Origin of the sequence: Haloarcula laminariae (genome assembly GCF_025457605.1) — an archaeon.
GTDB lineage: Archaea > Halobacteriota > Halobacteria > Halobacteriales > Haloarculaceae > Haloarcula > Haloarcula laminariae.
Genome location: NZ_JAMZFY010000001.1, coordinates 167,246 through 189,788 on the forward strand (window position 1 = coordinate 167,246; position 22,543 = coordinate 189,788).

At 57.6% G+C, this 22,543-nt stretch carries 34 protein-coding genes; 28 read left to right on the forward strand and 6 right to left on the reverse strand.

All coding sequences use genetic code 11. From position 1 onward, the window contains the following. Nucleotides 1–71: 71 nt before the first annotated feature. Nucleotides 72–1,715: a sensor histidine kinase gene (locus tag NJQ98_RS00770; RefSeq protein WP_332843433.1), complete on the reverse strand. Its 1,644-nt coding sequence runs from the start codon at nt 1,713–1,715 to the stop codon at nt 72–74. 251 nt (nt 1,716–1,966) lie between these two features. On the opposite strand from NJQ98_RS00770, the gene NJQ98_RS00775 reads away from it, so the two are divergent. From NJQ98_RS00775 to NJQ98_RS00835, 13 genes are all read left to right on the forward strand, one after another. Further along, entirely contained in the window at nt 1,967–2,728 is a 762-nt protein-coding gene (locus NJQ98_RS00775; RefSeq protein ID WP_262174641.1) for a hypothetical protein, read from the forward strand. Next, nucleotides 2,725–3,258, forward strand: coding sequence for a hypothetical protein (locus NJQ98_RS00780; RefSeq protein ID WP_262174642.1), 534 nt, complete (start codon nt 2,725–2,727; stop codon nt 3,256–3,258). The genes NJQ98_RS00775 and NJQ98_RS00780 overlap by 4 nt, the downstream gene beginning before the upstream one ends. Nucleotides 3,259–3,290: 32 nt before the next feature. Beyond that, nucleotides 3,291–3,599: a hypothetical protein gene (locus NJQ98_RS00785; protein WP_262174643.1), complete on the forward strand. Its 309-nt coding sequence runs from the start codon at nt 3,291–3,293 to the stop codon at nt 3,597–3,599. Then, complete coding sequence (locus NJQ98_RS00790; protein WP_262174645.1) at nt 3,596–3,907, forward strand: hypothetical protein; 312 nt, start codon at nt 3,596–3,598, stop codon at nt 3,905–3,907. Before NJQ98_RS00785 ends, NJQ98_RS00790 begins: the two co-directional genes overlap by 4 nt. After that, entirely contained in the window at nt 3,898–4,110 is a 213-nt protein-coding gene (locus tag NJQ98_RS00795) for a hypothetical protein (RefSeq protein ID WP_262174646.1), read from the forward strand. The genes NJQ98_RS00790 and NJQ98_RS00795 overlap by 10 nt, the downstream gene beginning before the upstream one ends. Nucleotides 4,111–4,115: 5 nt before the next feature. After that, nucleotides 4,116–4,361: a DUF8129 domain-containing protein gene (locus NJQ98_RS19195; protein WP_489146068.1), complete on the forward strand. Its 246-nt coding sequence runs from the start codon at nt 4,116–4,118 to the stop codon at nt 4,359–4,361. Nucleotides 4,362–4,405: 44 nt separating this feature from the next. After that, entirely contained in the window at nt 4,406–4,636 is a 231-nt protein-coding gene (locus NJQ98_RS00805) for a hypothetical protein (RefSeq protein ID WP_262174649.1), read from the forward strand. After that, entirely contained in the window at nt 4,629–4,844 is a 216-nt protein-coding gene (locus tag NJQ98_RS00810; protein WP_262174651.1) for a hypothetical protein, read from the forward strand. The genes NJQ98_RS00805 and NJQ98_RS00810 overlap by 8 nt, the downstream gene beginning before the upstream one ends. A gap of 273 nt (nt 4,845–5,117) precedes the next feature. Then, complete coding sequence (locus NJQ98_RS00815; RefSeq protein WP_262174652.1) at nt 5,118–5,804, forward strand: SWIM zinc finger family protein; 687 nt, start codon at nt 5,118–5,120, stop codon at nt 5,802–5,804. Nucleotides 5,805–5,826: 22 nt separating this feature from the next. Beyond that, on the forward strand, nt 5,827–6,072 hold the full coding sequence (locus tag NJQ98_RS00820; RefSeq protein ID WP_262174653.1) for a UPF0175 family protein: 246 nt from the start codon (nt 5,827–5,829) through the stop codon (nt 6,070–6,072). Then, nucleotides 6,062–6,556 (forward strand): PIN domain-containing protein, encoded by a 495-nt coding sequence (locus tag NJQ98_RS00825; RefSeq protein ID WP_262174654.1) that lies wholly within the window; start codon nt 6,062–6,064, stop codon nt 6,554–6,556. Before NJQ98_RS00820 ends, NJQ98_RS00825 begins: the two co-directional genes overlap by 11 nt. An 84-nt stretch (nt 6,557–6,640) precedes the next feature. Then, entirely contained in the window at nt 6,641–7,552 is a 912-nt protein-coding gene (locus NJQ98_RS00830; RefSeq protein ID WP_262174655.1) for a transcription initiation factor IIB, read from the forward strand. A 70-nt stretch (nt 7,553–7,622) separates the two neighbouring features. Then, nucleotides 7,623–8,063 carry a DUF8030 family protein gene (locus tag NJQ98_RS00835; RefSeq protein WP_262174658.1) on the forward strand — a complete coding sequence of 147 codons (441 nt, stop codon included), beginning with the start codon at nt 7,623–7,625 and terminating at the stop codon, nt 8,061–8,063. Between the two features lie 385 nt (nt 8,064–8,448). Here NJQ98_RS00835 and NJQ98_RS00840 read toward each other — a convergent pair whose 3' ends face one another. Then, the gene (locus tag NJQ98_RS00840) at nt 8,449–8,844 is read right to left on the reverse strand and encodes a hypothetical protein (protein ID WP_262174659.1); all 396 of its coding nucleotides are present in this window, start codon (nt 8,842–8,844) and stop codon (nt 8,449–8,451) included. A 432-nt stretch (nt 8,845–9,276) separates the two neighbouring features. Next, complete coding sequence (locus NJQ98_RS00845; RefSeq protein WP_262174662.1) at nt 9,277–9,645, reverse strand: hypothetical protein; 369 nt, start codon at nt 9,643–9,645, stop codon at nt 9,277–9,279. A gap of 100 nt (nt 9,646–9,745) precedes the next feature. Between NJQ98_RS00845 and NJQ98_RS00850 the strand changes: the two genes are divergently transcribed. The 13 genes from NJQ98_RS00850 to NJQ98_RS00910 all read left to right on the forward strand — a co-directional run bounded on the left by NJQ98_RS00850 (nt 9,746) and on the right by NJQ98_RS00910 (nt 18,123). Then, entirely contained in the window at nt 9,746–10,186 is a 441-nt protein-coding gene (locus NJQ98_RS00850; protein WP_262174663.1) for a hypothetical protein, read from the forward strand. Nucleotides 10,187–10,246: 60 nt separating this feature from the next. Then, nucleotides 10,247–10,498, forward strand: coding sequence for a DUF7389 domain-containing protein (locus NJQ98_RS00855; RefSeq protein ID WP_262174665.1), 252 nt, complete (start codon nt 10,247–10,249; stop codon nt 10,496–10,498). Then, entirely contained in the window at nt 10,491–10,877 is a 387-nt protein-coding gene (locus NJQ98_RS00860) for a hypothetical protein (RefSeq protein WP_262174667.1), read from the forward strand. The genes NJQ98_RS00855 and NJQ98_RS00860 overlap by 8 nt, the downstream gene beginning before the upstream one ends. Before the next feature lie 123 nt (nt 10,878–11,000). Next, nucleotides 11,001–11,927 (forward strand): hypothetical protein, encoded by a 927-nt coding sequence (locus NJQ98_RS00865; RefSeq protein ID WP_262174669.1) that lies wholly within the window; start codon nt 11,001–11,003, stop codon nt 11,925–11,927. 124 nt (nt 11,928–12,051) lie between these two features. Beyond that, complete coding sequence (locus NJQ98_RS00870; RefSeq protein ID WP_262174671.1) at nt 12,052–12,276, forward strand: hypothetical protein; 225 nt, start codon at nt 12,052–12,054, stop codon at nt 12,274–12,276. Nucleotides 12,277–12,344: 68 nt separating this feature from the next. After that, nucleotides 12,345–12,941, forward strand: coding sequence for a hypothetical protein (locus NJQ98_RS00875; RefSeq protein WP_262174674.1), 597 nt, complete (start codon nt 12,345–12,347; stop codon nt 12,939–12,941). Between the two features lie 336 nt (nt 12,942–13,277). Continuing rightward, nucleotides 13,278–14,579, forward strand: a complete 1,302-nt coding sequence (locus tag NJQ98_RS00880; RefSeq protein ID WP_348533551.1) for an IS4 family transposase — start codon at nt 13,278–13,280, stop codon at nt 14,577–14,579. A gap of 583 nt (nt 14,580–15,162) precedes the next feature. Further along, on the forward strand, nt 15,163–15,618 hold the full coding sequence (locus NJQ98_RS00885) for a DUF7979 domain-containing protein (protein WP_262174676.1): 456 nt from the start codon (nt 15,163–15,165) through the stop codon (nt 15,616–15,618). 268 nt (nt 15,619–15,886) lie between these two features. Next, complete coding sequence (locus NJQ98_RS00890) at nt 15,887–16,147, forward strand: hypothetical protein (RefSeq protein WP_262174677.1); 261 nt, start codon at nt 15,887–15,889, stop codon at nt 16,145–16,147. 202 nt (nt 16,148–16,349) lie between these two features. Next, nucleotides 16,350–16,826 carry a DNA cytosine methyltransferase gene (locus tag NJQ98_RS00895; RefSeq protein ID WP_262174679.1) on the forward strand — a complete coding sequence of 159 codons (477 nt, stop codon included), beginning with the start codon at nt 16,350–16,352 and terminating at the stop codon, nt 16,824–16,826. A gap of 42 nt (nt 16,827–16,868) precedes the next feature. Further along, entirely contained in the window at nt 16,869–17,189 is a 321-nt protein-coding gene (locus NJQ98_RS00900) for a hypothetical protein (RefSeq protein ID WP_262174682.1), read from the forward strand. A gap of 306 nt (nt 17,190–17,495) precedes the next feature. Then, the gene (locus NJQ98_RS00905) at nt 17,496–17,732 is read left to right on the forward strand and encodes an antitoxin VapB family protein (RefSeq protein ID WP_262174684.1); all 237 of its coding nucleotides are present in this window, start codon (nt 17,496–17,498) and stop codon (nt 17,730–17,732) included. A 1-nt stretch (nt 17,733) separates the two neighbouring features. Further along, nucleotides 17,734–18,123 carry a type II toxin-antitoxin system VapC family toxin gene (locus NJQ98_RS00910; protein WP_262174687.1) on the forward strand — a complete coding sequence of 130 codons (390 nt, stop codon included), beginning with the start codon at nt 17,734–17,736 and terminating at the stop codon, nt 18,121–18,123. Between the two features lie 237 nt (nt 18,124–18,360). Here the strand turns inward: NJQ98_RS00910 and NJQ98_RS00915 are convergent, their stop codons facing one another. After that, a complete protein-coding gene (locus NJQ98_RS00915; RefSeq protein ID WP_262174689.1) occupies nt 18,361–18,765 on the reverse strand; it encodes a hypothetical protein in 405 nt (134 codons plus the stop codon). 248 nt (nt 18,766–19,013) lie between these two features. Then, nucleotides 19,014–19,271, reverse strand: coding sequence for a DUF8053 family protein (locus tag NJQ98_RS00920; protein ID WP_262174691.1), 258 nt, complete (start codon nt 19,269–19,271; stop codon nt 19,014–19,016). A 155-nt stretch (nt 19,272–19,426) separates the two neighbouring features. Here NJQ98_RS00920 and NJQ98_RS00925 point away from each other — a divergent pair, with 155 nt between their 5' ends. Together NJQ98_RS00925 and NJQ98_RS00930 are read left to right on the forward strand one after the other, a co-directional pair. Beyond that, entirely contained in the window at nt 19,427–19,768 is a 342-nt protein-coding gene (locus NJQ98_RS00925) for a DUF7563 family protein (RefSeq protein WP_262174693.1), read from the forward strand. A 785-nt stretch (nt 19,769–20,553) separates the two neighbouring features. After that, a complete protein-coding gene (locus NJQ98_RS00930; protein WP_262178698.1) occupies nt 20,554–21,828 on the forward strand; it encodes an IS4 family transposase in 1,275 nt (424 codons plus the stop codon). On the opposite strand, the gene NJQ98_RS19200 is transcribed toward NJQ98_RS00930, so the two are convergent. Further along, nucleotides 21,829–22,509 (reverse strand): DUF7845 domain-containing protein, encoded by a 681-nt coding sequence (locus NJQ98_RS19200; RefSeq protein ID WP_489146069.1) that lies wholly within the window; start codon nt 22,507–22,509, stop codon nt 21,829–21,831. It abuts the gene before it with no gap. Between the last annotated feature and the right edge of the window lie 34 nt (nt 22,510–22,543).

The following is a 22,543-nucleotide window of genomic DNA, read 5'->3' on the forward strand; positions in this document are numbered from 1 at the left end:
GTTCCAGCCGAGCTGTATCAACTTAGCCAATAACAGATCTGAGTATTGATCGCTGTGGAGAGTGAACTGTGTTACTTAACGAGTTCTACGTCCACGATTTCGAACTGAGCGCCACCGGCGGAGCTATCGGTAATGCGAATCGTCCATCCATGCGCAGTAGCAATCTCAGAGACAATGGCAAGCCCGAATCCAGTGCTAGTGTCACTAGTTGTATAGCCCGGGTCAAAGACGTTGATACGCTCAGATTCGGGAATACCGGGGCCGTCATCAGCGACGTAAAACCCGGCTGGGCCATCGAGCGCACCCACGGTTATAGCGACATCCGAGCCCCCGTGGTCGATCGCATTTCGGAAGAGATTCTCGAATAGTCGCTTCACCCGGTCGGGATTCGCCTTGAAAGTGAGATCAGATGTAATAATTATCTCGGCATCGCCAGTGTCAACCATCTCCCAACAGTCCGTAGCGATTGTCGAGAGCCGTACCGCATCCCACTGTTCGACCTGTTGGCCATCTCGTGCTAGTGTGAGAATCTCATCGATCAGCGTCTCCATTCGCGTGTGTGCCCGTTCAATTGCCGCTACGTTGTCGTCATCCGACTCCAAGTCTTCACGGACGAGTTCAAACCGACCCTGAGCGACGTTGAGTGGATTCCGCATATCGTGGCTTATGAGGTTGGCAAACCTATTGAGACGGTCATTCTGGCGCTCTAATTCCTTCTGATACTGCTCGCGTTCGGTCACATCCGTCAACGTCAGGGTGCTACCAAGTCCCCGTTTCACCGTTCCATATTGTGTTTCCGTGAGTCGGAAATACCGAATCTCCCCATCGTGGTAAATCTCCAAGAGCTCATTTTCGCTTTCTAAGCACTCCGCCACGGACGGAAGCGTCGACTCAAGCGGTTCACCGCCTGCAGTGGTGATCTCTGGAAAGAAACGCCGAGCAGCCCGATTCGTGTCCCGAATGTGATTGTCCGCATCAAGAGAGATAATAGGGGAATCCTGTTCTGTAGCGAGTTGAACGGCCTCGAATCGGTCGAGATAGACGAACATGACACCTACCGCAAAAACCGCCACACCGAGGGGTTCATATGTGATATCGATGAGGGCGGGAGTTGTATAGCCTATGAGATTCATTGTGACTGGGAGACCAGTAATCCCGACAAGCAGCATGAGCGGCCGCGTATTGAGGTCGATCACGGTGAACAACTCTAAGAGCATAAAATAGCCCACAAAGGCTAGCGCGTAGGACAATCCCATTGCGGTCCAATGAAGCGGACCCGTAGAGACAGACAGATGAGAAAACGGCGTAGCAAGAGTAGTCGCTGTGAAGTACCCGTGATGGAGTGGGTTCGTGACTTTCACAGCGACGAGTACGACGAAAACACCGACAGCGAGGCGACGATACCGTGGGTTGCGATGATACGTTCGGTTCGTATAGGCCGAACAGAAGTACAGCCATGCACCAACAGCTGCAAGGCCGAAAATCAGGCCGAGCACATACCAGCCGAGTTTAAGCTGTTTCGTTGGCGAAACGAGAAACCCGACATGTGTAGTTGCCCACCCACCGCTCGTCAGAAGAAGTGCTAACATTCCGTGACGCGTGTCTACATCACTAATTCGCTGGAGGCGAGTGAGACTGCCGAAACAGCCGAGTGCCGCCAAAACGAAAACCACAACGTATAGAGAAAATAGTAGAGATGACGACAAGAGGCCCACTATCTAATTAAAACATAGTTGGTGACTAAACTCTATTGATATTCTGGAATTGTGGACAAACATAAGGAAATAAAATCACGGCTTGTCTGCAATTTCATATAATCTCGGTGAGATTTCTACTCAATATGCACGCTCACGCTGGCAGTTGATTCGGTATGGCACCAATCCAATCTCGAAGGTTTAGTTCTCGAACCGTTTCACTACCGGTCTAGAGCCCAGAACAATTTTGTGCTCCTCTGGCGGGCGAGAGGATGGCAAAATCAACCTCATATCCCGACCCACAGTCGTTCCAGCACCTTCCAAACGCATCGTGCTCGTGCCCCATCCACGCAAACGGACAGCCGTTCACGGCGCCGTTGGGCATCCAGTTTGCCGACCATGTCGAGGTTGACCCAATAGACCACGAAACAGCAGCGGCGGTCTATGACGCACACCACTCCTACATGGATTCGCTGCCGTCGGTGAACCTCACTCACCACGGCGTGTACTTCCAGGGAGCGCTGGTCGGTGCCATCACGTGGCGGTATCCGCTGATCTCGCAGAAGCGTATTCACTACGGCGTCGGCGGGCAGCTCCGGCCGGAACCGCTGGACATCGAGACCCTCCCCGCGAGCCTTCGACCAACGGCCCGGCGGGTACTCCCGTCGACGGACGAGCCTATTGTCGACAGCGAGGTGATCTCCGGCGACACCATCGTTGAGGCTGCTCGGATTTGCCTCGGCGTCCGGATGCCCAACCTCGCTTCGGCGGCGCTTGCACGGGCCCAAGAGCGGTTCGTTCGCGAACACGATGATGGGGACGTCCGCTTTCTCCTGACGTGGGTGCGAGCGGATTTCGACGGTGCGATGGTCCGGGCATTGCGGGACAAGGGCTGGACCTGTACCGGGTATCGGGAGCCAGGGCAGGCGAGCAATCGCGAGGACAAGCCGATTCGCGAGCGATACAAGTGGCGGTTCCTCTGTCCCGTCAAACGCATTTGCGGACAGTCGACGCTGGATCGGTGGTCAGCATGAGCAACATCTCCAACTCTGCAGAGGCCGAGTACTGCCGGTTTTGCGGGAGCCGAAACTGGGAGTACCTCGGGCAGACGCGAACGTATCTCCGGTGGCCTGCCGACGTTGACAGGGAAGAAGGTGTGTACCACTTCACAATCTGTGGCGAGTGTGCCTTCGCCGACCGGGACAACACGGAGGAGGCGGCCCACCTATTCCACGAGGCAGACCAGGAGTATCTGCGGACCTGCGACTGCTGTGGGGCTGTCGGATGCCAGTCGGCAGGTACACGCCGGCCAGCAGAAGACACACATCGAATCCAGAGTGTCATCGGTTGGTCAGTCGAGATTGCTGGATTTGACGGGGGAGTCTGTACCTGTGTCGACTGCAGTCCTGTTCTCCCCATCGACTGTGTGAAGCGGAGTCAGTGGTCGTACAATGACGATGCTGTCCGGCTGGCCAAGCCACCGTTCAATACAGAAAGTTCCGAGACGACTAGCGGGACTCCTGTTGAGAGCGAACAGGCTGTTCTTGGCCTGTGGAGCGCGTAGCCAGATTTTGTGTTCCTCTGGCGGGTGAGAGGATGTCTCAGAAGCACCTGCGACACGAACAGAGTCGGACTGGTGGCACGCTCCCCGAACGGTGGGACCTCGTTGTTCCTGTCACGGCGGCTGTTCGCGAGCAGCAACCGCTTGACGCCGACCTTGCGGCTGTCGTCCTGGACCGCGTGGTCGACCGGGTTCCGTGGCTGTCGATACCGGATATCCTTGAGCTCCGAGCACAGGTGACCGTAGACGTCAATGATCAGGTCCCGTTGGTCGATCGGGTCGCACTCATCGTCGATGCAATTCTTGCCGAACTGGAACACTGGAAATGGGGGGCGTTGCGATGACCGGCGAGGTAGCCACGCTTGGCGATTTCGGCGCCGGCGGGCCCCGTTCGGATAGCCAGATCGACAGGCAAGTCGCGGCCCGGGAGGCTGTCGCTGGGGAGTGGGAGTATCTCGCCGCTGGGAACGATACGATCGGCTGGCACATCCCCGACACCGGGGCGACGGTCCTGCTCAAACGGGACGACAACAGGTGGCGACTTGAACGAGCGACCAAGCCTGTCGGGACACGGGAGACGCTCGACGCAGGCCTGTCGTTGGCGAACTCGTATATGCAGGATCGGCCGGAGGGTGCGGCTGCATGGCGCTGATTGAGCGCGAGTGCTGGCCGCAGGTCGAAGCCCGACGGGTCGAAGAGGGATTGCATCACGCTCGGTTCTGGCAGCGGACCGCCCCTCACAAGATGGTGTTCTGGGAGGTCTTTGACGAGACTATCCTCGCCCAGTACCCAGAGTGTCGATTTAAAGTAGACGACCAGCTGACCCTCGGGAAGTTTTCTGCTGCTGCAGAGTGAGTGCAATGCCCGAACGAGATTCAGACCCGATTCTTGAGCGGCTTCCCCCAGAGACACTGCTTGACTCTGACCATCTCCGGCCGATTCGGGCCGGCATACGGTGTATGGATTCAATCGAGACGATCCAGAAGTACGTCGCCTACGAGACACAGCACCGCGACCGCACGCAGGTCCAGGCCGCGTTGCGGATGCGGGCGAGAGAACTTCGCGAGGAGGGAGACGACGAAGCTGGGGCGGCTCCCGTTTTGTGAGCCCCGAGTGGGTGCGGGGCTATTCCAGCACCGCGTGGTTGTTCATGTCGAAAGAGCAAGTCTCAGAGCCAGCGACAGCAGCGGACGACGAGTATGCAGCTGTTCCCGACCCGGATGCAGTAATCGAGTTCGGTGACGACGTTGAGGAGGGGTTTGTCGGGCTCGTTGAACACACGCTCGCAACGTCAGATTTCGTCCGGACGCACCGGGTCTCGATGACGGCACAGGGCAGTGAAACGACCCTTCTGGTCAGTGAGGTTGAGCCCGATGCCTGAGGACGACCCACGGTTCTTCATCGAAGTCCGGGGCGTTAGCCCGTCGGATTTCTCGGCCAACGCGGAGGTCCCTGAGAAGCGGGACGAAGCGGTCTCTCTCGCGAACGATATCCACGATCTCCTGCGCGAAGAGTACAGGAAAACCGAGGTGACCGGCGTTGTCCCGGTGGTCAACCCCGATATCCACGAACGGTTGGTGGACCGATGATAATCGAACATCCCGATGCAACCTGCCCCAGATGCAGTTCATCGCTGCTGTATCGCTTCAGTGTGGTCCCGGGTGGCTGGGAGGTGGTGTTTCTCTGTGCCCGAGCCTGCGGATTCGTTGCACGTCCGGGGACGATATACCGAGAGGATATCGACCACCTTGACGAGCGTCACGAACGCGCCCTCGAACTCGGCAGGCGGTACTCGTAGCGAGATTTTCTGGGCCTCTAGGGGGTGAGAGGCGTACCAGAGAGTGCGTTTCGACCTCATACTGATGGCGACACAGAATCTCGCAGCGACGACCGACGAGCCAGAGAGTAGCAACCTTCCCGACCGTACCGAGGACGCCCTGACGGAGGTGATGAGCGTCCTCGACGATATCGGGCTAGCTCGCGGTGCGCCAGACCTGTATCTGGTCGTGTCGAGCTCCGGATCCGAGTATCTCGTCGACACTCGCGAGGAGACCTGCGAGTGTCCGGATGACGAGTACCGCGAGGTCACCTGCAAGCACCGCCGGCGGGTCGCCTTTGCAACCGGGGAGCGGCCGATTCCCGGCTGGGTGCGGCGAGAGCGCCTGGACGACAACTTGGGCGAGCACGTCGCTGGGGAGCCTCGCTTTTCGGCGACTGACGGCGGAGTCGCTCAGGCACGGTTCGACGATGGCGATTTAATTGACCCCGAAGACGACCCCTTCGCAGTCCATAGCGACGACGAGGACCGGACCAAGCGGGCCAAACGCGAGGACATGGACATATCCTTCCTCGCAAAGCCCGGCCGCTACGAGGTCCACTCGGCGTCCGGCAGTGTCTACGAGGCTGACGTGCTGGCCGAATCGTGCAGCTGTCCGGACATCGCAGAGCGGTGTAAGCACCTGCGTCGGGTCGATATCGAGATTCGGGCGGGGCTCGTTCCGCGGCCCGATGGACGGCTTCCAGACAAAGCACGGCCAAACACTCAATAATCGGGTTATCCTACAGGCAACTATGGCTACGATTGAAATCGACGAGGAGGTGTATGAGGCACTCCGTATTCCTGAAGCCGAGCGGCCGCAGGCGATGAAGGAAGAATTAGCTGTTTCACTGTACGCACGCGATGTCCTTTCGTTCGGCAAGGCGCGAGCCTTAGCCGAATTATCCCCTCGAGAGTTTCAGGCACTCCTCGGTGACCGAGAGATACCCCGTCACTATACGGAAGCAGAACTCGCCGAAGACCTCGAATATGCCGAATGACGAACTCGTTGTTTCGGACACATCCCCACTTCTGAACCTGGCTCTTATTGAGCAACTGGACCTTCTCGAATCCCAGTTTTCGAGTATTACTGTTCCAGAGCAGGTGTGGGACGAACTCGCTGCTGGTGAGGGAGTTCTGGATGCGCTCAGAGAGCTACGAGAGAGTGAGTTTCTCAGTGTGGTAGAGGTTGAACAATCAAACCTGTTCACTGAGATACTTCATGAACTGGATCGGGGAGAAACAGCCGCTATCTGCTACGCTATTGACCACGATGCCGATCTAATTCTATTGGATGAGAAGGACGGTCGCCAAGTCGCTCGCAGACACGATCTGACCATGACCGGGGTCATTGGCATCCTACTTCGCGGCGCTACAACTGGACAGATTGAGTTAGAAGACGAACTTGATTCGCTTCGAGAGGCCGGATTCTGGATTTCTGACGACCTGTATTCGAAAGTTCTCTCCCAAGCAGAGAATCTCTAACGGGGATAGCGCTCGCCTTCCGCTCTGTCGCTGTCGCACGAGACTACGAATTTTCTGCCTCCCATTGTGAGTGGAGGAGATTCAATGTCATCGCAACCTGTAGCCACAGCTGAGCCCAGTCCTGTATCATCGTGTCCCGAGTGTAGCGGTCATTTTGATCGAGCTGGCGGGGAGACACACTGTTCCGACTGCGGGCTTGTTGTCGACGAACAGCAGATCGACCACGGGCCCGAGTGGCGGGCGTTCGATGCGGACGAGTGTCGCCGAACTGGCGCTCCTCGAACGGTAACCCGGCACGATAAGGGGCTCTCGACGGAGATTGGTCGCGACCAATCGGATGCGAACGGGACGGCGCTGTCGGCGCGGAAAAAGCGGAGACTCAGTCGGCAGCGCAGGCTGCACAGTCGGGCAAAGTTCGAGTCCAAGCGCCAGCGGAATCTCGCACACGGCCTCGGTGAGATCCGACGCCTGACCAGTGCGCTCGAGTTGAGCGATAGTCTCCGAACCCAGGCGTGCTCGCTATTCAAATCCGCCCAGGATTCGGACCTGCTAATGGGGCGGTCGATAGAGGGTGGCGCTGCAGCAGCGGTGTATATCGCCTGTCGATGCAGCACTGGTATCGAAATGCATCGGCTCGCCGACGTGGCACGTTGCTCGGAGTCCCATGTCTGGACCGTCTACCGTGCGTTTCAGTTCGAACTCGAACTCCCGGTTCCCATCGAGCGTCCGGTTGACCGCGTTCCCCGGGTTCTGGCAGCGCTTCCTGTACCGGTTACCGACGAGACTCGTCGTCGGGCTCGGGAGTTAGCACGGCAAGTCGACGGTGACCCGGCGTTCACCGGAAGCCGCCGGGGTATCGCAGCGGGATGTGTCTATCTCGCCGGTGAGGAGACGGGTCAGGAATGGACGCAGACGACTGTCGCAGAAGCCGCCGGGGTAGTTCCACCGACGTTGCGGATGTGGCATCAGCGGCTCCTTGAGCACGTCGACGAGTAGTCACGACCAGCAGATTTTCTGGGCCCCAGGCGGGTGCAGGGCGTCCGAGAATGGGCGCCCACACACCGTTATGTCCCGAAACAACGAGTCACTCACAGTCGCCGAAGCGGCAGCGTCGAACAACCAAATCATTTCGCAGACGGTGGGTGTGCCCGACACTCCCGCAGCGTGGCAGGACCTGGAAGCGGATGTCCCGATGCTACGCTCGCGAACGGAGGCCGTGGCGTTCGCCGAGTGTGTGGTGGTCGAACTGCGTCACGAGCCGGTCGCTGCACGGTTCCAGTCAGCACCAGACTTCCGCACGGAGTGGATTCTCTCTCGGACGGAACATCTCAGCGTCACGACCTCGGAGCCGTTTGTCAGGGTGCGAATCGACCGGCGCCAGGGGATGGATATCGAGCCCTGTTCTCGGGCCGAAGCCAGAAACGGGCTGTGTACCGTGCTAACCCAGTCAGAGCTCGGCCGAGTGGACGTCCAGCCACTCGCAGTTCTCTCTATAGTTGATAACTGATGTTGCGATTCACGCTGGGTGCAGTTGGTCGCGGCATCGTGCTGCTGGGGCCGCCATCGCCTTGGAGGATTCCCTCCGTCGGCTTCCATGGCGTGTGGGTGGTGGGCTGGTCCAGTTCTGTATCGCCGCCGGCGTCGGACTCGTAATGTCACCTATCGTGCTTGTTGCGGCTCGCGCTGACCTACCACATCACCGGTGGCTGTGATCCCTGTCGGTCGTACTGTACGGCTGGACACTCTTTCGGGCCGTTCACGACGTTCGGTACGGACTGCTGGCGCCGCCAGATCATCGGTAACAGCTGCTAATCCTCGGTGGGGCAATCCGTACTGGTGGTGGTAACTTAGGAGATGCCCGAATCGGTCAGTACAGGCGAGACTGGTGGTCGCTAATCCGGCGGTTCAACAGTAAATACAATGTTGTCTTGGTGAATGATGACATGAAGCGGTTCACTAACTTGCTCCCACTCTAATTCACCGGAGGGCTGGTTGTCAATATCTACAGATACGGTAACTATATGACCGTCCTGTTGTGGGATGTCATCACTCACGACTATTTGATCTCCACCAGATACAGTCACAACCTCTGAATTGAGGATTGGTTCGTCCCGATCGGCGTTCGTTACAGTTACCATCACCTGTGTCTCGACATTAAGGGCGCTGTGGAGAACGAGTCCAGTGGAACCCGATTTTGAAAAGGAGTTACAGCCAGCTGTTGCCGTTGTAATGACGACCCCACCAATGCGGAGTGCGTCACGGCGAGATGGAGTGGAGGGAACGTCCATTCAGATAAGGTGTTAATGTAGTACGGATATAATTGTTCTTCTTATCAACATTTGGTCAACACGCAGATGTATGGAGCATCGATTCCACTGAATTCTTTCTGAAACTATCAGTTACGACTTGTTAATATAGTCGTGAATCGGTCAGTACAGTTTGAACATGGCACACCATAGACAGGGGATATGACTGTGGACGCCCAATATTCAGTATCACTTATAGACTCACCTGTTCAGAATGTGACTTGGACCAGACCTTTAGCGGGTTAGACGAAGGGTTTGCCCGCTTCAGACAACATCGGTCTACATACCCAACTCACCATCTCGACCTACGGAATCAAAAGTGGCGACGATTGTTAAATTAGCCTGCTCAATAACCACTCACACTAACTAGCCCTTTCAGCCACTTCTGTAGCTACAGAAACTGTCTTCGAACAGTTACTCCCTCTCTCGGAGTGGGATGGTCAGCCTATCGAGCGTGGCTCGCTGTCGGAGCACACAGAGATGTTGACAGATACCGTCGACGTCGAAGCTCTGGCAGCTGCACCAGCCGGCGTGGCCACCGTCCGGAAGTTGGGCCAGACTGCAGTTCTGGGGGACCTCGTCGATGGCGTTAACGAGGAATAGGTCGGGCCGGCCGCCCTGCGTGACGGTCGTATTGGCGTCGAGAGCGGCCTCCCAGGTGGCCGGATGGTTCTTGTGAATCGCGCGAAAATCGAGTGGTTCTGTGCCAGCAGGTTGCGCAGGGACGGTCGCCGCTGGCGTGGTCCGGTCGCTTGTCGGGGCGGGGGACTCGGTTGTGTTCATCGGGTGAGTCCTCGTGTTACTTGCTAACATCTAAAACCGGAAAAAGGTTGCGATGGGTGCTCTCTGGGCAATTTTGTGGACTCTCTGGTGACTGAGAGAGATGAGCAGGAGTTCCCAGCGGAACGGCGGTTCAGGGACCGAGTATGAATGGCGCTGGAAGGACGAAAGCGAGAACCGAGGACTGCCCGACTCTTGGGCAGCACACGGTCGCCACGAACCCATAGAGAGTGGTGAGGAGGCCTTCTATGCCATTCAGTACCGATGGGGCCTCCACCTCGAGTTCGAGGTGGACCCTCGGACGGGGGAACCGACCGGTCTGCCGAACCGCGAACGGCCCGCGTGTCGAGTATTGTACATCGTCGAGGACAGCAGCCGAGCTGTCGTCCAGGAATGGGACGCCGAGCGGGAGGACGACGGGTGGAAACCGACTGCGGACTTCGCGAGCATCATCGCGAAGCCAGTGGGGAGTGGCGACTCGGTGGCCGAGAAACACCAAGCCCAGTATCGACACGCCGTGGAGAACCGCTACGACCTGGAGTAATGAATGCCGGATTTCTGTACCCATGCGGGTGCGGGGCACGACGTTGTGACCCTACATACCATGACTGAGGACACTGCAAACCCAGAGCGAATCGAGAGAACTGATGTTGGCGCCAGTATCGAAGCCCGGTTCAAACGGGGGACTGGTACCAGAGACGAGGACCAGTTCACGATCAAGGCCAAGGGCGAGACTGCCGAAGAAGCGGCCGCAGAGTTCGAGTTCCTGCTGGAGAAGTATGAAGCCGAGTACAGCGACCGGTGCCGGAACATCCAGCCCTCGAAACAGGACGACGGGAAGAGCGACGATGGATAGCGACCGTTCAGACTCGTCCGTCGATCGGCAATCGAGCTTCGCCGAGCGGATGGCGAGCGACTTCGACACGACACTGCTTCGAAACCTGGCCTGGCTGTGCATCGAAAACGACGGGCAGCTTAGTCGCATCTGCGATGGTCGGGCCGTCATCAGCGAGGCCGCCAACCTTCGGCAACACAACCAGGGCGAGGACATCGAGTATCTTGCCCAGCTCGAGGAGATCGAAGCGACGCTAGACTGGCTGGCACGCCAGCGAGCGCTCGAACTGGTCGCACAGGCCTGTGCCGACTGTCTCACCGATGGCGAGGCGTGGGAGTCCAACACGGATCCTGACGAGGAACGTATCGACGCAGCCCAGGCTGAGGCTCGCCGCTGGTGAAGCATCACACGAACGAGGCCGCTCGTGTCGGCGCACTCAAGGCCCTAGAGTGACACGCCTTCTTTTTCTGTAAACCTGGGCCGTCCTGGAAGTTTAAAAACGATGACGAGATATGCACTGTGTGTGACCGACCGGAATCCCGAGTATGACCCGGCCGATATCCGTGGAGCAGCCCGGTCTGACCCCGGTGCGGAAGATGCGGCGGATGATGGGGATACACTCCCAGGGAACTACCCAACCCATCGCGATGGCCAGGACCGGGCCAACACCTGTGCCAGCTGCTGGCAGGCAATTCCCGAGGGCGAAATCAAGTGCCCTCACTGTGCGAGTAACCAAATCAGTGAGTCGTCGACCGACGAGGACAGCACAGCCCTTCAGGAGTGGACCTTCGGTCGTATCGTCGTTGCTATCGTTCCTGGCAACAGTACTTATCATGCCCGGGCGCTGGGGGCCTCGGCATTCGATGTCAGCGACCACGTCGCGACCGGACCGGAGGTCTCCCATGGCGAGGTGAAACTCCGGGCTGCCTTCGAGACGGCGCCGGCGTCACATCTTACAGCGGGCTGGCCCGATCTTCCGACTGAGGCACCCATCGACGAGCCCGACGGGACGACACTGTTCGAGACTGCTGTCGACAAGACACACTGGGACGGTGACGGTGACCCACGGGTCTATCGCGAGGATGGCAGCCCGGTGACCACCAACGGTGAGCTCGATACACTCGAGGCAGAAATCGATGCCGCCGACCAACAGTACTGGGTCGTACCTGGCATCGTACAGCAGTACGAGAGTACACCAGACCTCGACAATATTGACGAGCCGCTATACTGTGTCGGCTGTGGGGAGATCATCGGCCACGAGGCAGTCGGTCGCGACAGTATCGCCCCGTATCCCCACCGTGGCCGGCCGATCTGGGTGTGTAAAACCTGTGGGCAGCCCCGACACGAACCTGCGGACAGTGAGTCCGCGAGCGAATCGTACACACAGTTCGACCTGCCTTTCGAGGGGCCGCCAGCATCCCGTCTCATAGAGCCGGCCATTCGGGATTGAACGGGACCCTCTTGCTGAACTGGTCTGTGGTGTATCGTTCGGAACCTTTAACCAACAGATTGGGCCGATACGGTCTGACCGTTGGTTAATTTCTGTCGCCGCTGACGGCTGGAGGCACCAATTGATGCCAACGTTCGACGACTACGAGTTCGACCGCGGTGACCACGTCGAGGTGGACTGGCGCGACAGGCAGGGTCCGCTCGATACCGTGGTCGGGACCGCGACCGATATTTTCGAAAGCGGCGGGGAGGTTATCGTCAGCGTCGAGGCCGACGACGACCAGTATCCAGAGGGGTCGATCTACGGCGGGACCCACGATTATGCGCCGGCGTGGATCAGTCGTTGTTGAGAGGAACATAGAGACGATTTTCTGTGCCCCAGCGGGGTGCGGGGCAGCAGGCGCTGTCCCAGGCAATCATGAGCACAGAGACATCTCCCGCCGACGGCGAGCATCGCGAGGCAACCGAGTCCGAGCAGTCGAGTCCCGACTTCCCAACGCTAACAGTGACGGCTGAGGGCGTCGCAGAGCGGCGCCAGCAGGTTGGGACCAGTATGTCCTGTATCGAAACGACGCCTGTCCAGCTGTTGTTCACGACGACGCTAGCGTCGGAAAGCGAGTGGGAGGGGCTGGTAAACCCAACATTCCGGACGCACTATCCCACAATCGAACGCGGCGCTTTCGTCGACCGGCTCTTAGGTGACCTCGACAGCTCGGCGGTGTACGAGCGACAGTCGTCCTGTCCGACGGAAGCCCCCAAGTGGGACCTCGCTATCGAAGCGCCTGCGCCGGAGTGGAAGCGACTGATGATGGTCTTCCTCGTCCGTGACGACCGGGACGACAAGGACCGAGCGTACCAGGCCGCGTCAAATCTCCAGCAGTTGCTGGCATCCGGATTCGCCAACGCCGGCGCCGCACTCGCTGCGCTCGATCTCGTCGACGAGTACGACCTGGACCATCCCACCGAGTCTTTCCGGGAGCACATCGAGAACGATATCGGGGGTGAAGAGGACTGAGTCCAAGCGGACTTGGGGACTCTCAGTCCTGTTGAAATCCTCAATCGTTGATACAAATTGCCTGCTGAATATAGAGCGTGACCTCAGCACGACGACTCTGTTTCTTTCGGCTATTCACTGCTGGATCAACTGTTCAGTGTGCGTGCGTATGCAACAGAAAGTATTCATGCTGATTACTATATGCTCAAGTCATGCGTGACCGCTGGCTGAAGGCGTTCTGTGCTTTCACAGCGATATTATTCGCAACTGGATGTATGGGGACCATCCATCTTCGGTTAAGGAGTGGAACCGCAAGCCGACGGCTATCTGAACATGCAGCGATGAGGAGGAAGTGGAATGGAACCCTCCTCAGATGCAGTACGATCTCTGCTGACTTCGCTGTTTCCATCGGGACTGATCGAAGACCTCGCGCACGAGCGCGAGGTCGTCCAACGTGACCGGAAGATCGACGTTCGGATGCTCATCTGGACGCTCGTCTTGGGCTTCGCCGCCGACGGCGAAGCCCGCTCTATCGCCGGATATCGTCGATCCTACGAGTTAGCGACGAATCAATCAGTCGCGGCATCGAGCTTCTACGACCGCTTCAGCGACCAGTTGGCTGACCTCCTCCGCGACCTCCTCGACCACGCCGTCGAGGAGGTCGCTGTGCCCCATCACGTCGCCCCTGCCTTCCAGCGGTTTCGAGACGTGATGGTCGCCGATGCTACCGTCTTCCGGTTGCATCGGCTTCTCTCGGAGTTCGAAGCCACTCACGACGACCAGTCCGGCGCGATGCTCTACCTCGTTCACAACATCACGGATCAGTCGGTGATCTCGACCGAGATCACCGACGAGCGTGTCCACGAAAGCACGTTGTTCAAGACCGGGTCGTGGCTCCGAGGGCGGCTGTTTCTGTTCGATCAGGGCTTCTTCAAGTATCGACGGTTCGCTCTGATCGACGAGAACGACGGCTTCTTCGTGAGTCGGCTCAAGCCTGACGCAAACCCGGTCATAACGGCGGAACTACGGGAATGGCGCGGCCGCGCCATTCCCTTGGAAGGCAAGCAGATCCACGATGTGGTTGGGGACCTCTCTCGGCAGTATATCGACGTTGAGGTGGAAGCAGAGTTCAAACGCGGGCCGTACAACGGAACGCAGTCACTGGATACAAAGACGTTCCGCGTCGTCGGCGTCTGCAACGAGGACGCCGACGACTACCATCTGTACATCACGAATCTCCCGCGAGAGGAGTTCCGTCCCGACGAGATCGGCTTACTGTACCGTGCCCGGTGGGAAGTTGAGCTGCTGTTCAGGGAACTCAAGTCGCAGTACGAGTTGACGAGTTTCGAGACAGGGAAGGCTCACATCGTACGGATTCAGATCCTTGCGGCTCTGCTGACGCTGGTGGTCAGCAGAGCCATCCTTCGAACGGTCTGTGATCACACCGATCAGCCCGTGGCAGGTGTACCGAAGGAACGCTGGGCGGCGACCTTTCGGTCGGCCGCCCAGCTCATCCTCCACGAACTGGCTGCGGTCTACAGCTATCCACCGCCTGACCTAGAGGCGTTTCTCACTCAGGAAGCACTCAATCAACCGGCATCACGCCAGACACTGATCAGAGAGGTGAGTAACGGGCTGTCTGGCGGTTTGACCGCTTAACCGAAGATGGATGGTATGGGGACTCCCGCTTCGGAACAACCGGCCTCAGATCATCCAGTGTATCTCGAAAACTATGGCAATGAGAGCGCATCGTTCGACATTACTGTTGTACGAAATGCGACGGGGGAGACCGTTCACAATCAGAGTTATGTACTTGACCCCGACGAAGACCGAGAGGTCTACAACACCGATAGAGCGTCTCCTGAAGGTATCGAGACGTTTCAGATCTATTGGACTGCGCGTAATGAAACCGGGCAGGTAACTATCAAGACGAATCAGTGTTATGGAGGCGCATATGTGATGATTCAGGAAGACGGTACTCCCTCATCGACGTACACGATTTGCTGAGCAATCTCCCTATCTTAACCGATACGTGCGCCTCCTAAGTCTTGCACGGCTTTTCTAATAGACTTCTGAGAAGTAGCCGTTGGGCGCGGTAAGTGTGTGACCTGTTTCTGGTTCGACGTGGCTGAAACAGTTCGAAAAAGAGGAGGTTCGTCATCCGCCTCACTTTTCACGCTTAACTAAACACCGCCCTCCAGAGGGCAGAAAGCACTTTACAGTGGTGTGACGAGTGCGGACAATGGACTCAAGGTCCCTGATCCTCCTCGCTTTCGGCGTGCTGGCCCTCGTCGGCGGCCTGTGGCTGTACACGGCAGTGCCGGGCGAGGCCTACCGACTGCACGTCATGGCGAGCGATGCCGACACCGCCGCGAACGCGAGTGAGCGCGATACGGCGGTGTACGCGTACGACGAACTCGACCCGGAGGCACAGAGCGTGTTCCGGAAAGGGCGAGCGGCGGCCGGCGAGGACATAACGATCCGCACGAACCGATGGCCCGAGGAGTTCGAGTACGGCACCGATACAGCCGGTGTCACGGTCGTCAGCGACGGCGACACCCACTACCTCGTCCGCGCCTCACAGAGACGGTGTCTGGCGGGGCTCTGTGCTGTCCTGCGGATCTTCCTCCTAGGTGTCGCCGGTGTCGGGGTAGTTGCGCTCGGTATCGGGGCGAAGCGGGCCACTGCGCAATCGTAATTGCGGGAAGCAGGGGCACGAAGGCAACGCCCACGCGGCCGACTACCCCCAGAGGAGAACTCAGTCGATTGGCTGCTTGCTGAATATATGCTCTGAACTGAGCGATTAGGCTGAACTCGTACTTCGCAATCTCCGTGCTGACCATGCGCTGTGTATGCAGCACGGCTGCTAAAACATATCACTCGCTGAAGGTTTCAACAAGGCCGGCAGTGTGTATGTGTTCTCCTGCCCTAACTGGATTAATTAAGTTACCCTGTATTGTCATGATATGGACTGGGAGAGATGGCGAGTCAATGCAGAGATTTACGGACTGAAAGCGAGGGCGAAACTGAAGATATTGTTCATGGCCGCGGGAATCGTCTTGGTGTTTGTAGGTGCGTACAACATGCTCGCAGAACCGTATCTGAACACCCCGCGGGTCGCAGCTGTACCGGCACTTGGGTATGTTGGTTCGGAGGGTAGCGGCATTTTCCTTCTGGGTGACGTGGTCGCAATTGCCGCTGGAGCGGTGATTGTTTGGCTGTCCTAACCCACTTTTATTGACCTACAGGAATCCGCACGATTACGTTAGATTCTGTTGACGAAAGAAGAACCCCGTATGGTAGATGTGCGGCTTGTATTCAGCACGGCTATAGAGACCTATCACGGTCTGAGTAGTTCATTGGAGCCCGATTTTTTGCTCCCCCGGCAGGTGCGGGGACGTGCCAGAGAGTACGTCCCGACAGACACCCATGTCGAGTGACCCACATCCCGAGGAGTCGAATCGCACCATCCGCGCAGTGGACCTCTTCTGTGGCGCTGGTGGCCTCTCGTGGGGGCTGGTTGAGGCGTTGAAAGACGTCGCGATGACTATCCCACAGCCGACCCGAGCTGTTCTGGAGGAGACCATCGACCTCGTCGGGGTCAACCACTGGGAGCGAGCTATCGAGACCCACGCAGCGAATCACCCGTGGGCCCGGCACTTCCACGACGATATCCAGAACGTGAATCCGCGAGCAGTCTTCGACGAGCGCGACCCTACAGTCACTATTCTCTCCGGCGGTATCGAGTGTACCCACTGGTCGACGGCCCGGGGTGGCAAGCCCGTCGACGAACAGAAACGGATGCCCGCGTGGGACTTCCTCACCTGGGTTCAGAAGCTCCGTCCTGAGCATGTTCTGGTCGAAAACGTGCCAGAGTTCCGCTCTTGGGGGCCGAGTATAGAATAAACCGGGCTATACTGCTCGCGACGACGTTCCTCAACCTCGACGATGAATCCTCCCCGCGAGCGAAGAACACTCTACCAGGTGTATGAGAACATCTGCGAGGTCTGTGGCTACGAACCCCGGTCGAAACGCCGTGTGAACGACTTCCTCGACTCCATCCGTCTGTACGGCCTGCTCGAACGAGACGAGCGGAACCTCCGTCGTGCCAGGGGCCGCTCTTACATTCACACGCTCGAGGTCTCACCGGAACTCGTCTTTGAGGGCCTGAAATACGACCAAGAAGGCGCCGAGTCGATGCTCGAGCGTTATGACCTGGTTCCAGACCCCGAGGACGCAGACCAAGCGCGATTGACTGCGTTTGTCTAACTACTGGGGTTGTCCGGTCATCGCTACGTACCCGAGCTAACCAACATTCTCGGGATATCGACTGGTTTGTTGGTTAATCTATCGAGGAGTTCACTGTGGGAGAGAGATCTCACGTCACTCGAGTTCTTGCGGGCAATCGGTTCGATTGCCGGTTTGGTATGAGGCAATCGATATCGATCTCCCACTCGTGACTCCGGATATCGGGTCGGACGAAGCGACGGCGTAAGCCGTTTTTATAGTAGGTTCTGTGAATGTGTACCACGCCAGGGAACAGCGCTTTGTATCTCTGCATACAACTGTATGCACATGTCGAAGAGCATCCGTCTCTCCGAGGACGCCTACGAGCGCCTCGCCGCTCACAAAGGGGAGGACGAAACCTTCTCCGAGGTGGTTCTCCGCCTCGCCGGCGAGCGATCACTCCTCGAACTTGCGGGGATTCTCAGCGACGAGGAGGCAGCGTCACTGCGTGACGCCGTCGACGAACGCCGCGAACAGCGCGGCCGCGAGCTCGAACAGATTGCCGGCGAGCTAGAGGACGCGTAGCGTGCTGCTGGACACTTCGTTTCTCATCGACCTGATGAACGGCGACGAGGATGCCGTGGAGAAAGCGCGTGAGCTGGAAACCGATCTCGTCCAGCAACGCCTCTCCTCAATGACGCTCTTTGAATTGTACTATGGCGTCGCTCGAGCGACGGACTCGGAGGCCGAACGCGAAAAAATCGAACAGGTCCTCGAATCCAAGCCAGTCCACCCAGCTGACTCCGCGATAATGCGGAAGGCTGGGCGTCGCTCTGGCGAGTTGATGAACGACGGAAACGCCGTCGCCGACGGTGATATGATCATCGGCATGACTGCCGAGGTCGTCGATGAACCGGTTCTCACACGGAACGTCGATGACTTCGAGCGTCTCGGTGTCGATGTCGAGACGTACTGAGACTATCCACTAATCGAGTTCGTCGACGACGACCAACCGGAGCGATTGTCGGTTTGGTACCAGGCACTCGATATCGACCTCCCGCTCGTGACACCGGACGCCGGGTCGGACGAGGAAACGGCATAATTGCCGTCGCTCTCAGGGGGTGTTATAGAACCGTTCTTATACCGTTGCTACATTTCCGCTGAATCGGTTAATACAGATGAGCAACTACCGAGTAAGGAGAATCTCTCTCTTTTATTTTTCTTTCCTCGTCTCCCTTTGTTGCTCAACGCACCACCGATAGAGGTCTTCTTTCAGGTCGGTTGGTGTGTCGTCGAACACCATCCCTAGCCGCCATCCGAGGTTATGCCACGAGAGTCCTTCAAGTGCTCTCGGACCAAATTCCTCGCCGTTTTCTGCTTTTGTCCAACCAGCCTTGAAAGACCCAACTCGGTCATTCCCGGGTTCAGGGAACACTCGCTGGTCCTTTTCCCAATCGTGCTTCAGTCCATCCAACCGATCTTCGTTTGCGTCAGAACCTTCTAATTCTCTAACGCCTGCAATGAACAAGCCTGCCCAGGTCCTACCCTGTTCGTCTTTTATTTCCTTCATTTTTTCATACTGGTCGTCGTCGAGTTCGAACCGTATCTCTCGCGCCATACTCACATATATATTTCACATCTATTTATGGGTTTTGACTCACTTTGAGTTTCGACACAGAATGGGCAAAAGGGCTGAAAGCAACTAAATTGGCAACTCAGACCGAAATTACACGAACATAATACTCGGGTACCTACTATCCTTAGGATGTACGACCGATTGTAGATTGATTCTTCCCGCTGGCCTTCACACACGCGCGTGCTTCAAATAAGAGTCAAGGGGTCCCGGGGGGCACTCCGAAAATAGCGCTACCGCGTCCCGCCAGCCGAGCCGGCCGAAACGCCCGTATCAGGCGTCCCGTCTCCCTCGTACCAGGACGAATCGACGGCGTCCTCGTCGAGAACTTTGATGTGCCACTCGCCGAGTTCCTGCATCTGCACGAGCAGCTGGATGTCAGTGTCGGGCTTGCCGTCCTCGTCGACGAGGCCGCACATCTCGAGTTCGTCTTTCGGCAGCGAGACGAAGCCCGTGTTGTTCGATTTCTGCAGGCTGTTGATTCGGACCATATGTTGTGTGTGTGCCCACTGTCGTGCGATGAGCACATCGCTGTCTGGGGTCGAAGCACTAGTAAAAGGGTATTCCATTTTGACATCGGTGGAGTCCGTGTCAAAATGGGTGTGGGGTTTACTAGCACTCCCGAGTGAGGGGTTTGCGTTCAGCGATGGTCACCACCGTCACCTGCCAGAACTGCGGCGAACGAGTCACGTCAGAATATGCTCGTGTGTTCGGGAACGACACTAACGAGCTCCATGCCTGTTCGAGTTGTTCGACACAACGTGCGGTCGCTCGTGGCGCCGGTGTCGACGCCGATCGCGACGGCACGCCCTTGGTCCACCGGCCCGACACCGACGAACCGGTTCGAACGGTCACCACTGTCGACGATGACCCCACCGAACAGCCCGAGCGCTACCGACTCGAGACACTTCGCGATGGGACCTGGGACGGGCCGACTGCCACCTCAAGTACTGGCGATTCTCAATTTGAAGCGCTGGTCAACCGGTGAGAACCGGGGGGTCCGGTCTGGAATCGGTCCTCTGCAACTCTGTCAGCTGACTGACTGACTGAGGCTGCGTACGCGCGCGCTATTAAACGCGGGGGAGGGGGTTATCCGGCGTATTTCTCGGCAAAATCGGCTTTTTGTCTCCCCTGTGATTTCGTTCCCGACTGACTCCTGGACTACCGCCCCTGCAGCGCCGCTTGACGTCGTTCCACACTGCAGCGAGGTCGCCTTCGCTGAGTGTGTTCTAATTCAATACGAAGACAGTGACCGCTGTCGACGAAGCGCGTAGCTCACGATTTCCTCGCGGCGGTGCCGTCCGACTCGCCGTCCGCGAACGGGTCGTCGGGCGGCCGCTGGTGCTGCTCTAACGCGCGCGTGTATCTGTTGGGGCACAGGGGTCCCCCGGGCGTGCGGGCTATTCGTCTGTCAGTGAATACTTTCAGTAGTTCTCTATAGCTGTGTTCTCTGCGCTCCGATTAATCACAACTGGCTGCCCACAGTCAGAGCAACGCCAATCAAACAGGTGTCTGATTCAGAGAATGGAATTGTCTCAATCTGCTCCGTGCAGTGTGAAAATTCAGTCGTAGGAATCGCTATGCTCTCACACTGCTATTGATTCAGGTATTCGTGAAGACCCAGTCGTAGTGATTAGAGATTGTATTAATGACGTGGGCATCCGTCTTTAGCTAAGCCAGAAACCGCGTGACAGCAGCGGCTTATCGAGGCTACTTTTTGAGAGGAATGAGGAGGCGACGAGTGTGCACAACGAAGCCTCCTCATCGAGAATTATGCGTCGGCTCACTACTCTCTTTCCCTCTGAGTTCCTCGAAGAGCACGCCGAGGAACTCGGCGTGGTCGAGCGAGACGGCAAACTTCAGATTCCAGTCCTCGTGTGGGCGCTCGTGTTCGGCTTCGCCGCAGGCGAAAGCCGAACACTCGCCGGGTTCAGACGCAGCTACAACTCCACAGCCGATGAGACGATCTCTCCCGGTGGCTTCTATCAGCGGTTGACGCCGACGCTGGCGGAGTATCTCCGCGACCTCGTCGAGCGCGGCCTCGACGAGGTCGCTGTTCCCGACGCTGTTGACGCTGATATCGACCGATTCAGGGACGTGATGATCGCTGATGGAACGGTGTTGCGGTTGCACGAGTTCCTCTCTGATGAGTTCCAAGCCCGTCACGAGGAGCAGGCTGGAGCGAAGCTCCACCTGCTCCACAACGCCACCGAGCAGACGATCGAACGACTCGACGTGACCGACGAGAAAACACACGACAGCACGCTGTTCAACACGGGGTCGTGGCTGCACGGCCGACTGGTTTTGTTCGATCTGGCGTACTTCAAGTACCGCCGGTTCGCGTTGATCGACGAGAACGACGGCTACTTTGTGAGCCGGCTGAAGGACAACGCGAATCCGGTGATAACAGAGGAGTTACGGGAATGGCGCGGGCGCGCCATTCCCTTGGAAGGCGAGCAGATCCAGGATGTCGTCGATGACCTCTCACGACAGTACATTGACGTGGAGGTCGAAGCCCAGTTCAAGCGAGGCCAGTACGAGGGAACGCGTTCGTTGGATACGAAGCGGTTCCGCGTCGTCGGCGTCCGCGATTCGGACGCCGACGACTACCATCTGTACATCACGAATTTGCCGAGAGAAGAGTTTCTCCCGGCGGATCTAGGGACGCTGTATCGGTGTCGCTGGGAAGTAGAGACGTTGTTCCGTGAGCTAAAAACACAGTACGAACTGGACGAGTTCGACACAAGCAACCGTGATGTCGTGGAGATTTTGCTGTACGCGGCGTTGTTGTCACTGCTGGTGAGTCGTGAGTTGTTGGATCTGGTGACCGAGCAGACTGACGATGAGATCGTGTTTCCGCCGGAGCGCTGGGCGGCGACCTTCCGGTCGCACGCCCAGCTCATCCTCCACAAACTCGGTGAGTATCTCGGTTACTCGCCACCGCCGTTGCTGGAGCGGCTGATCGAAGATGCGCAGAAGATTCACCAGCAACGACCAGTCTTACAGGAGACGCTCGCTACCGCTACGCAACCGAGGTGTGAGTCTTAGCTAAAGACGAATGGTTGATGGTATTGGCCGAATTGGCTCGTTCGACTCAATATGATGTGGGTCTGATAGCGCCGGTCGAAACTGGAAATTTACTCGCTTCCGTCCAACATCATCTGTCGAAACGACCCCAACATTATACTCGAAATATCGACTGCAGCCGTCGACTTCTCTGGGTTTGATATTGCTTTGCCAAGTCGTGATCTTTGACTCGTTATGATTGAACTCCCACGTTTCTCCTGCAGCGTTAAACTGGCCGACCGAGTTTCCCTCTGCAATGACGGTACCAGTCTCTGGGTTGCACCCTGTCCATTCAAAATGGCCGTCTAACGCTGTTGAAAGTTCTATGAACGGCAGTAAACCCTCGTCTTGGCTGGTGAACAATAGCTTCGCCCCAATCTCGTGAGTTTGGGGCCGAAGAATTGGATCTGAATCGGGCTCAAATGACCAAACCCGATCCCACTTCGCCTGCTCCGGACAGCGATGGCGATGATGTTCAACTCGGTTGCTGAACTCCTCTTCACACCACCGGCAGCAGGCCCATGTGAACTCTGACGTTGCATTTGGAGTTCTGTGATCTGAGCGAACTGCCTGATAATTTCCCGTAAGGAGATGTCGCTCTCGTTCAGACCGCTGCTGATCTTCTCTGTCAGATACTCGTTCGGATTGATCGGATTTCTTCATCTCCCAGATCTGGAAAGCGGGACGGGAATTGAAC

Excerpts from the sequence above, each read along its gene's own strand:
- NJQ98_RS00775 (WP_262174641.1), top strand. The coding sequence starts at position 1,967 with ATGGCAAAATCAACCTCATATCCCGACCCACAGTCGTTCCAGCACCTT.
- NJQ98_RS00780 (WP_262174642.1), top strand. The coding sequence starts at position 2,725 with ATGAGCAACATCTCCAACTCTGCAGAGGCCGAGTACTGCCGGTTTTGC.
- NJQ98_RS00785 (WP_262174643.1), top strand. The coding sequence starts at position 3,291 with ATGTCTCAGAAGCACCTGCGACACGAACAGAGTCGGACTGGTGGCACG.
- NJQ98_RS00790 (WP_262174645.1), top strand. The coding sequence starts at position 3,596 with ATGACCGGCGAGGTAGCCACGCTTGGCGATTTCGGCGCCGGCGGGCCC.
- NJQ98_RS00795 (WP_262174646.1), top strand. The coding sequence starts at position 3,898 with ATGGCGCTGATTGAGCGCGAGTGCTGGCCGCAGGTCGAAGCCCGACGG.
- NJQ98_RS19195 (WP_489146068.1), top strand. The coding sequence starts at position 4,116 with ATGCCCGAACGAGATTCAGACCCGATTCTTGAGCGGCTTCCCCCAGAG.
- NJQ98_RS00805 (WP_262174649.1), top strand. The coding sequence starts at position 4,406 with ATGTCGAAAGAGCAAGTCTCAGAGCCAGCGACAGCAGCGGACGACGAG.
- NJQ98_RS00810 (WP_262174651.1), top strand. The coding sequence starts at position 4,629 with ATGCCTGAGGACGACCCACGGTTCTTCATCGAAGTCCGGGGCGTTAGC.
- NJQ98_RS00815 (WP_262174652.1), top strand. The coding sequence starts at position 5,118 with ATGGCGACACAGAATCTCGCAGCGACGACCGACGAGCCAGAGAGTAGC.
- NJQ98_RS00820 (WP_262174653.1), top strand. The coding sequence starts at position 5,827 with ATGGCTACGATTGAAATCGACGAGGAGGTGTATGAGGCACTCCGTATT.
- NJQ98_RS00825 (WP_262174654.1), top strand. The coding sequence starts at position 6,062 with ATGCCGAATGACGAACTCGTTGTTTCGGACACATCCCCACTTCTGAAC.
- NJQ98_RS00830 (WP_262174655.1), top strand. The coding sequence starts at position 6,641 with ATGTCATCGCAACCTGTAGCCACAGCTGAGCCCAGTCCTGTATCATCG.
- NJQ98_RS00835 (WP_262174658.1), top strand. The coding sequence starts at position 7,623 with ATGTCCCGAAACAACGAGTCACTCACAGTCGCCGAAGCGGCAGCGTCG.
- NJQ98_RS00840 (WP_262174659.1), bottom strand. The coding sequence starts at position 8,844 with ATGGACGTTCCCTCCACTCCATCTCGCCGTGACGCACTCCGCATTGGT.
- NJQ98_RS00845 (WP_262174662.1), bottom strand. The coding sequence starts at position 9,645 with ATGAACACAACCGAGTCCCCCGCCCCGACAAGCGACCGGACCACGCCA.
- NJQ98_RS00850 (WP_262174663.1), top strand. The coding sequence starts at position 9,746 with ATGAGCAGGAGTTCCCAGCGGAACGGCGGTTCAGGGACCGAGTATGAA.
- NJQ98_RS00855 (WP_262174665.1), top strand. The coding sequence starts at position 10,247 with ATGACTGAGGACACTGCAAACCCAGAGCGAATCGAGAGAACTGATGTT.
- NJQ98_RS00860 (WP_262174667.1), top strand. The coding sequence starts at position 10,491 with ATGGATAGCGACCGTTCAGACTCGTCCGTCGATCGGCAATCGAGCTTC.
- NJQ98_RS00870 (WP_262174671.1), top strand. The coding sequence starts at position 12,052 with ATGCCAACGTTCGACGACTACGAGTTCGACCGCGGTGACCACGTCGAG.
- NJQ98_RS00875 (WP_262174674.1), top strand. The coding sequence starts at position 12,345 with ATGAGCACAGAGACATCTCCCGCCGACGGCGAGCATCGCGAGGCAACC.
- NJQ98_RS00880 (WP_348533551.1), top strand. The coding sequence starts at position 13,278 with ATGGAACCCTCCTCAGATGCAGTACGATCTCTGCTGACTTCGCTGTTT.
- NJQ98_RS00885 (WP_262174676.1), top strand. The coding sequence starts at position 15,163 with ATGGACTCAAGGTCCCTGATCCTCCTCGCTTTCGGCGTGCTGGCCCTC.
- NJQ98_RS00890 (WP_262174677.1), top strand. The coding sequence starts at position 15,887 with ATGGACTGGGAGAGATGGCGAGTCAATGCAGAGATTTACGGACTGAAA.
- NJQ98_RS00895 (WP_262174679.1), top strand. The coding sequence starts at position 16,350 with ATGTCGAGTGACCCACATCCCGAGGAGTCGAATCGCACCATCCGCGCA.
- NJQ98_RS00900 (WP_262174682.1), top strand. The coding sequence starts at position 16,869 with ATGAATCCTCCCCGCGAGCGAAGAACACTCTACCAGGTGTATGAGAAC.
- NJQ98_RS00905 (WP_262174684.1), top strand. The coding sequence starts at position 17,496 with ATGTCGAAGAGCATCCGTCTCTCCGAGGACGCCTACGAGCGCCTCGCC.
- NJQ98_RS00915 (WP_262174689.1), bottom strand. The coding sequence starts at position 18,765 with ATGGCGCGAGAGATACGGTTCGAACTCGACGACGACCAGTATGAAAAA.
- NJQ98_RS00920 (WP_262174691.1), bottom strand. The coding sequence starts at position 19,271 with ATGGTCCGAATCAACAGCCTGCAGAAATCGAACAACACGGGCTTCGTC.
- NJQ98_RS00925 (WP_262174693.1), top strand. The coding sequence starts at position 19,427 with ATGGTCACCACCGTCACCTGCCAGAACTGCGGCGAACGAGTCACGTCA.
- NJQ98_RS00930 (WP_262178698.1), top strand. The coding sequence starts at position 20,554 with ATGCGTCGGCTCACTACTCTCTTTCCCTCTGAGTTCCTCGAAGAGCAC.
- NJQ98_RS19200 (WP_489146069.1), bottom strand. The coding sequence starts at position 22,509 with ATGAAGAAATCCGATCAATCCGAACGAGTATCTGACAGAGAAGATCAG.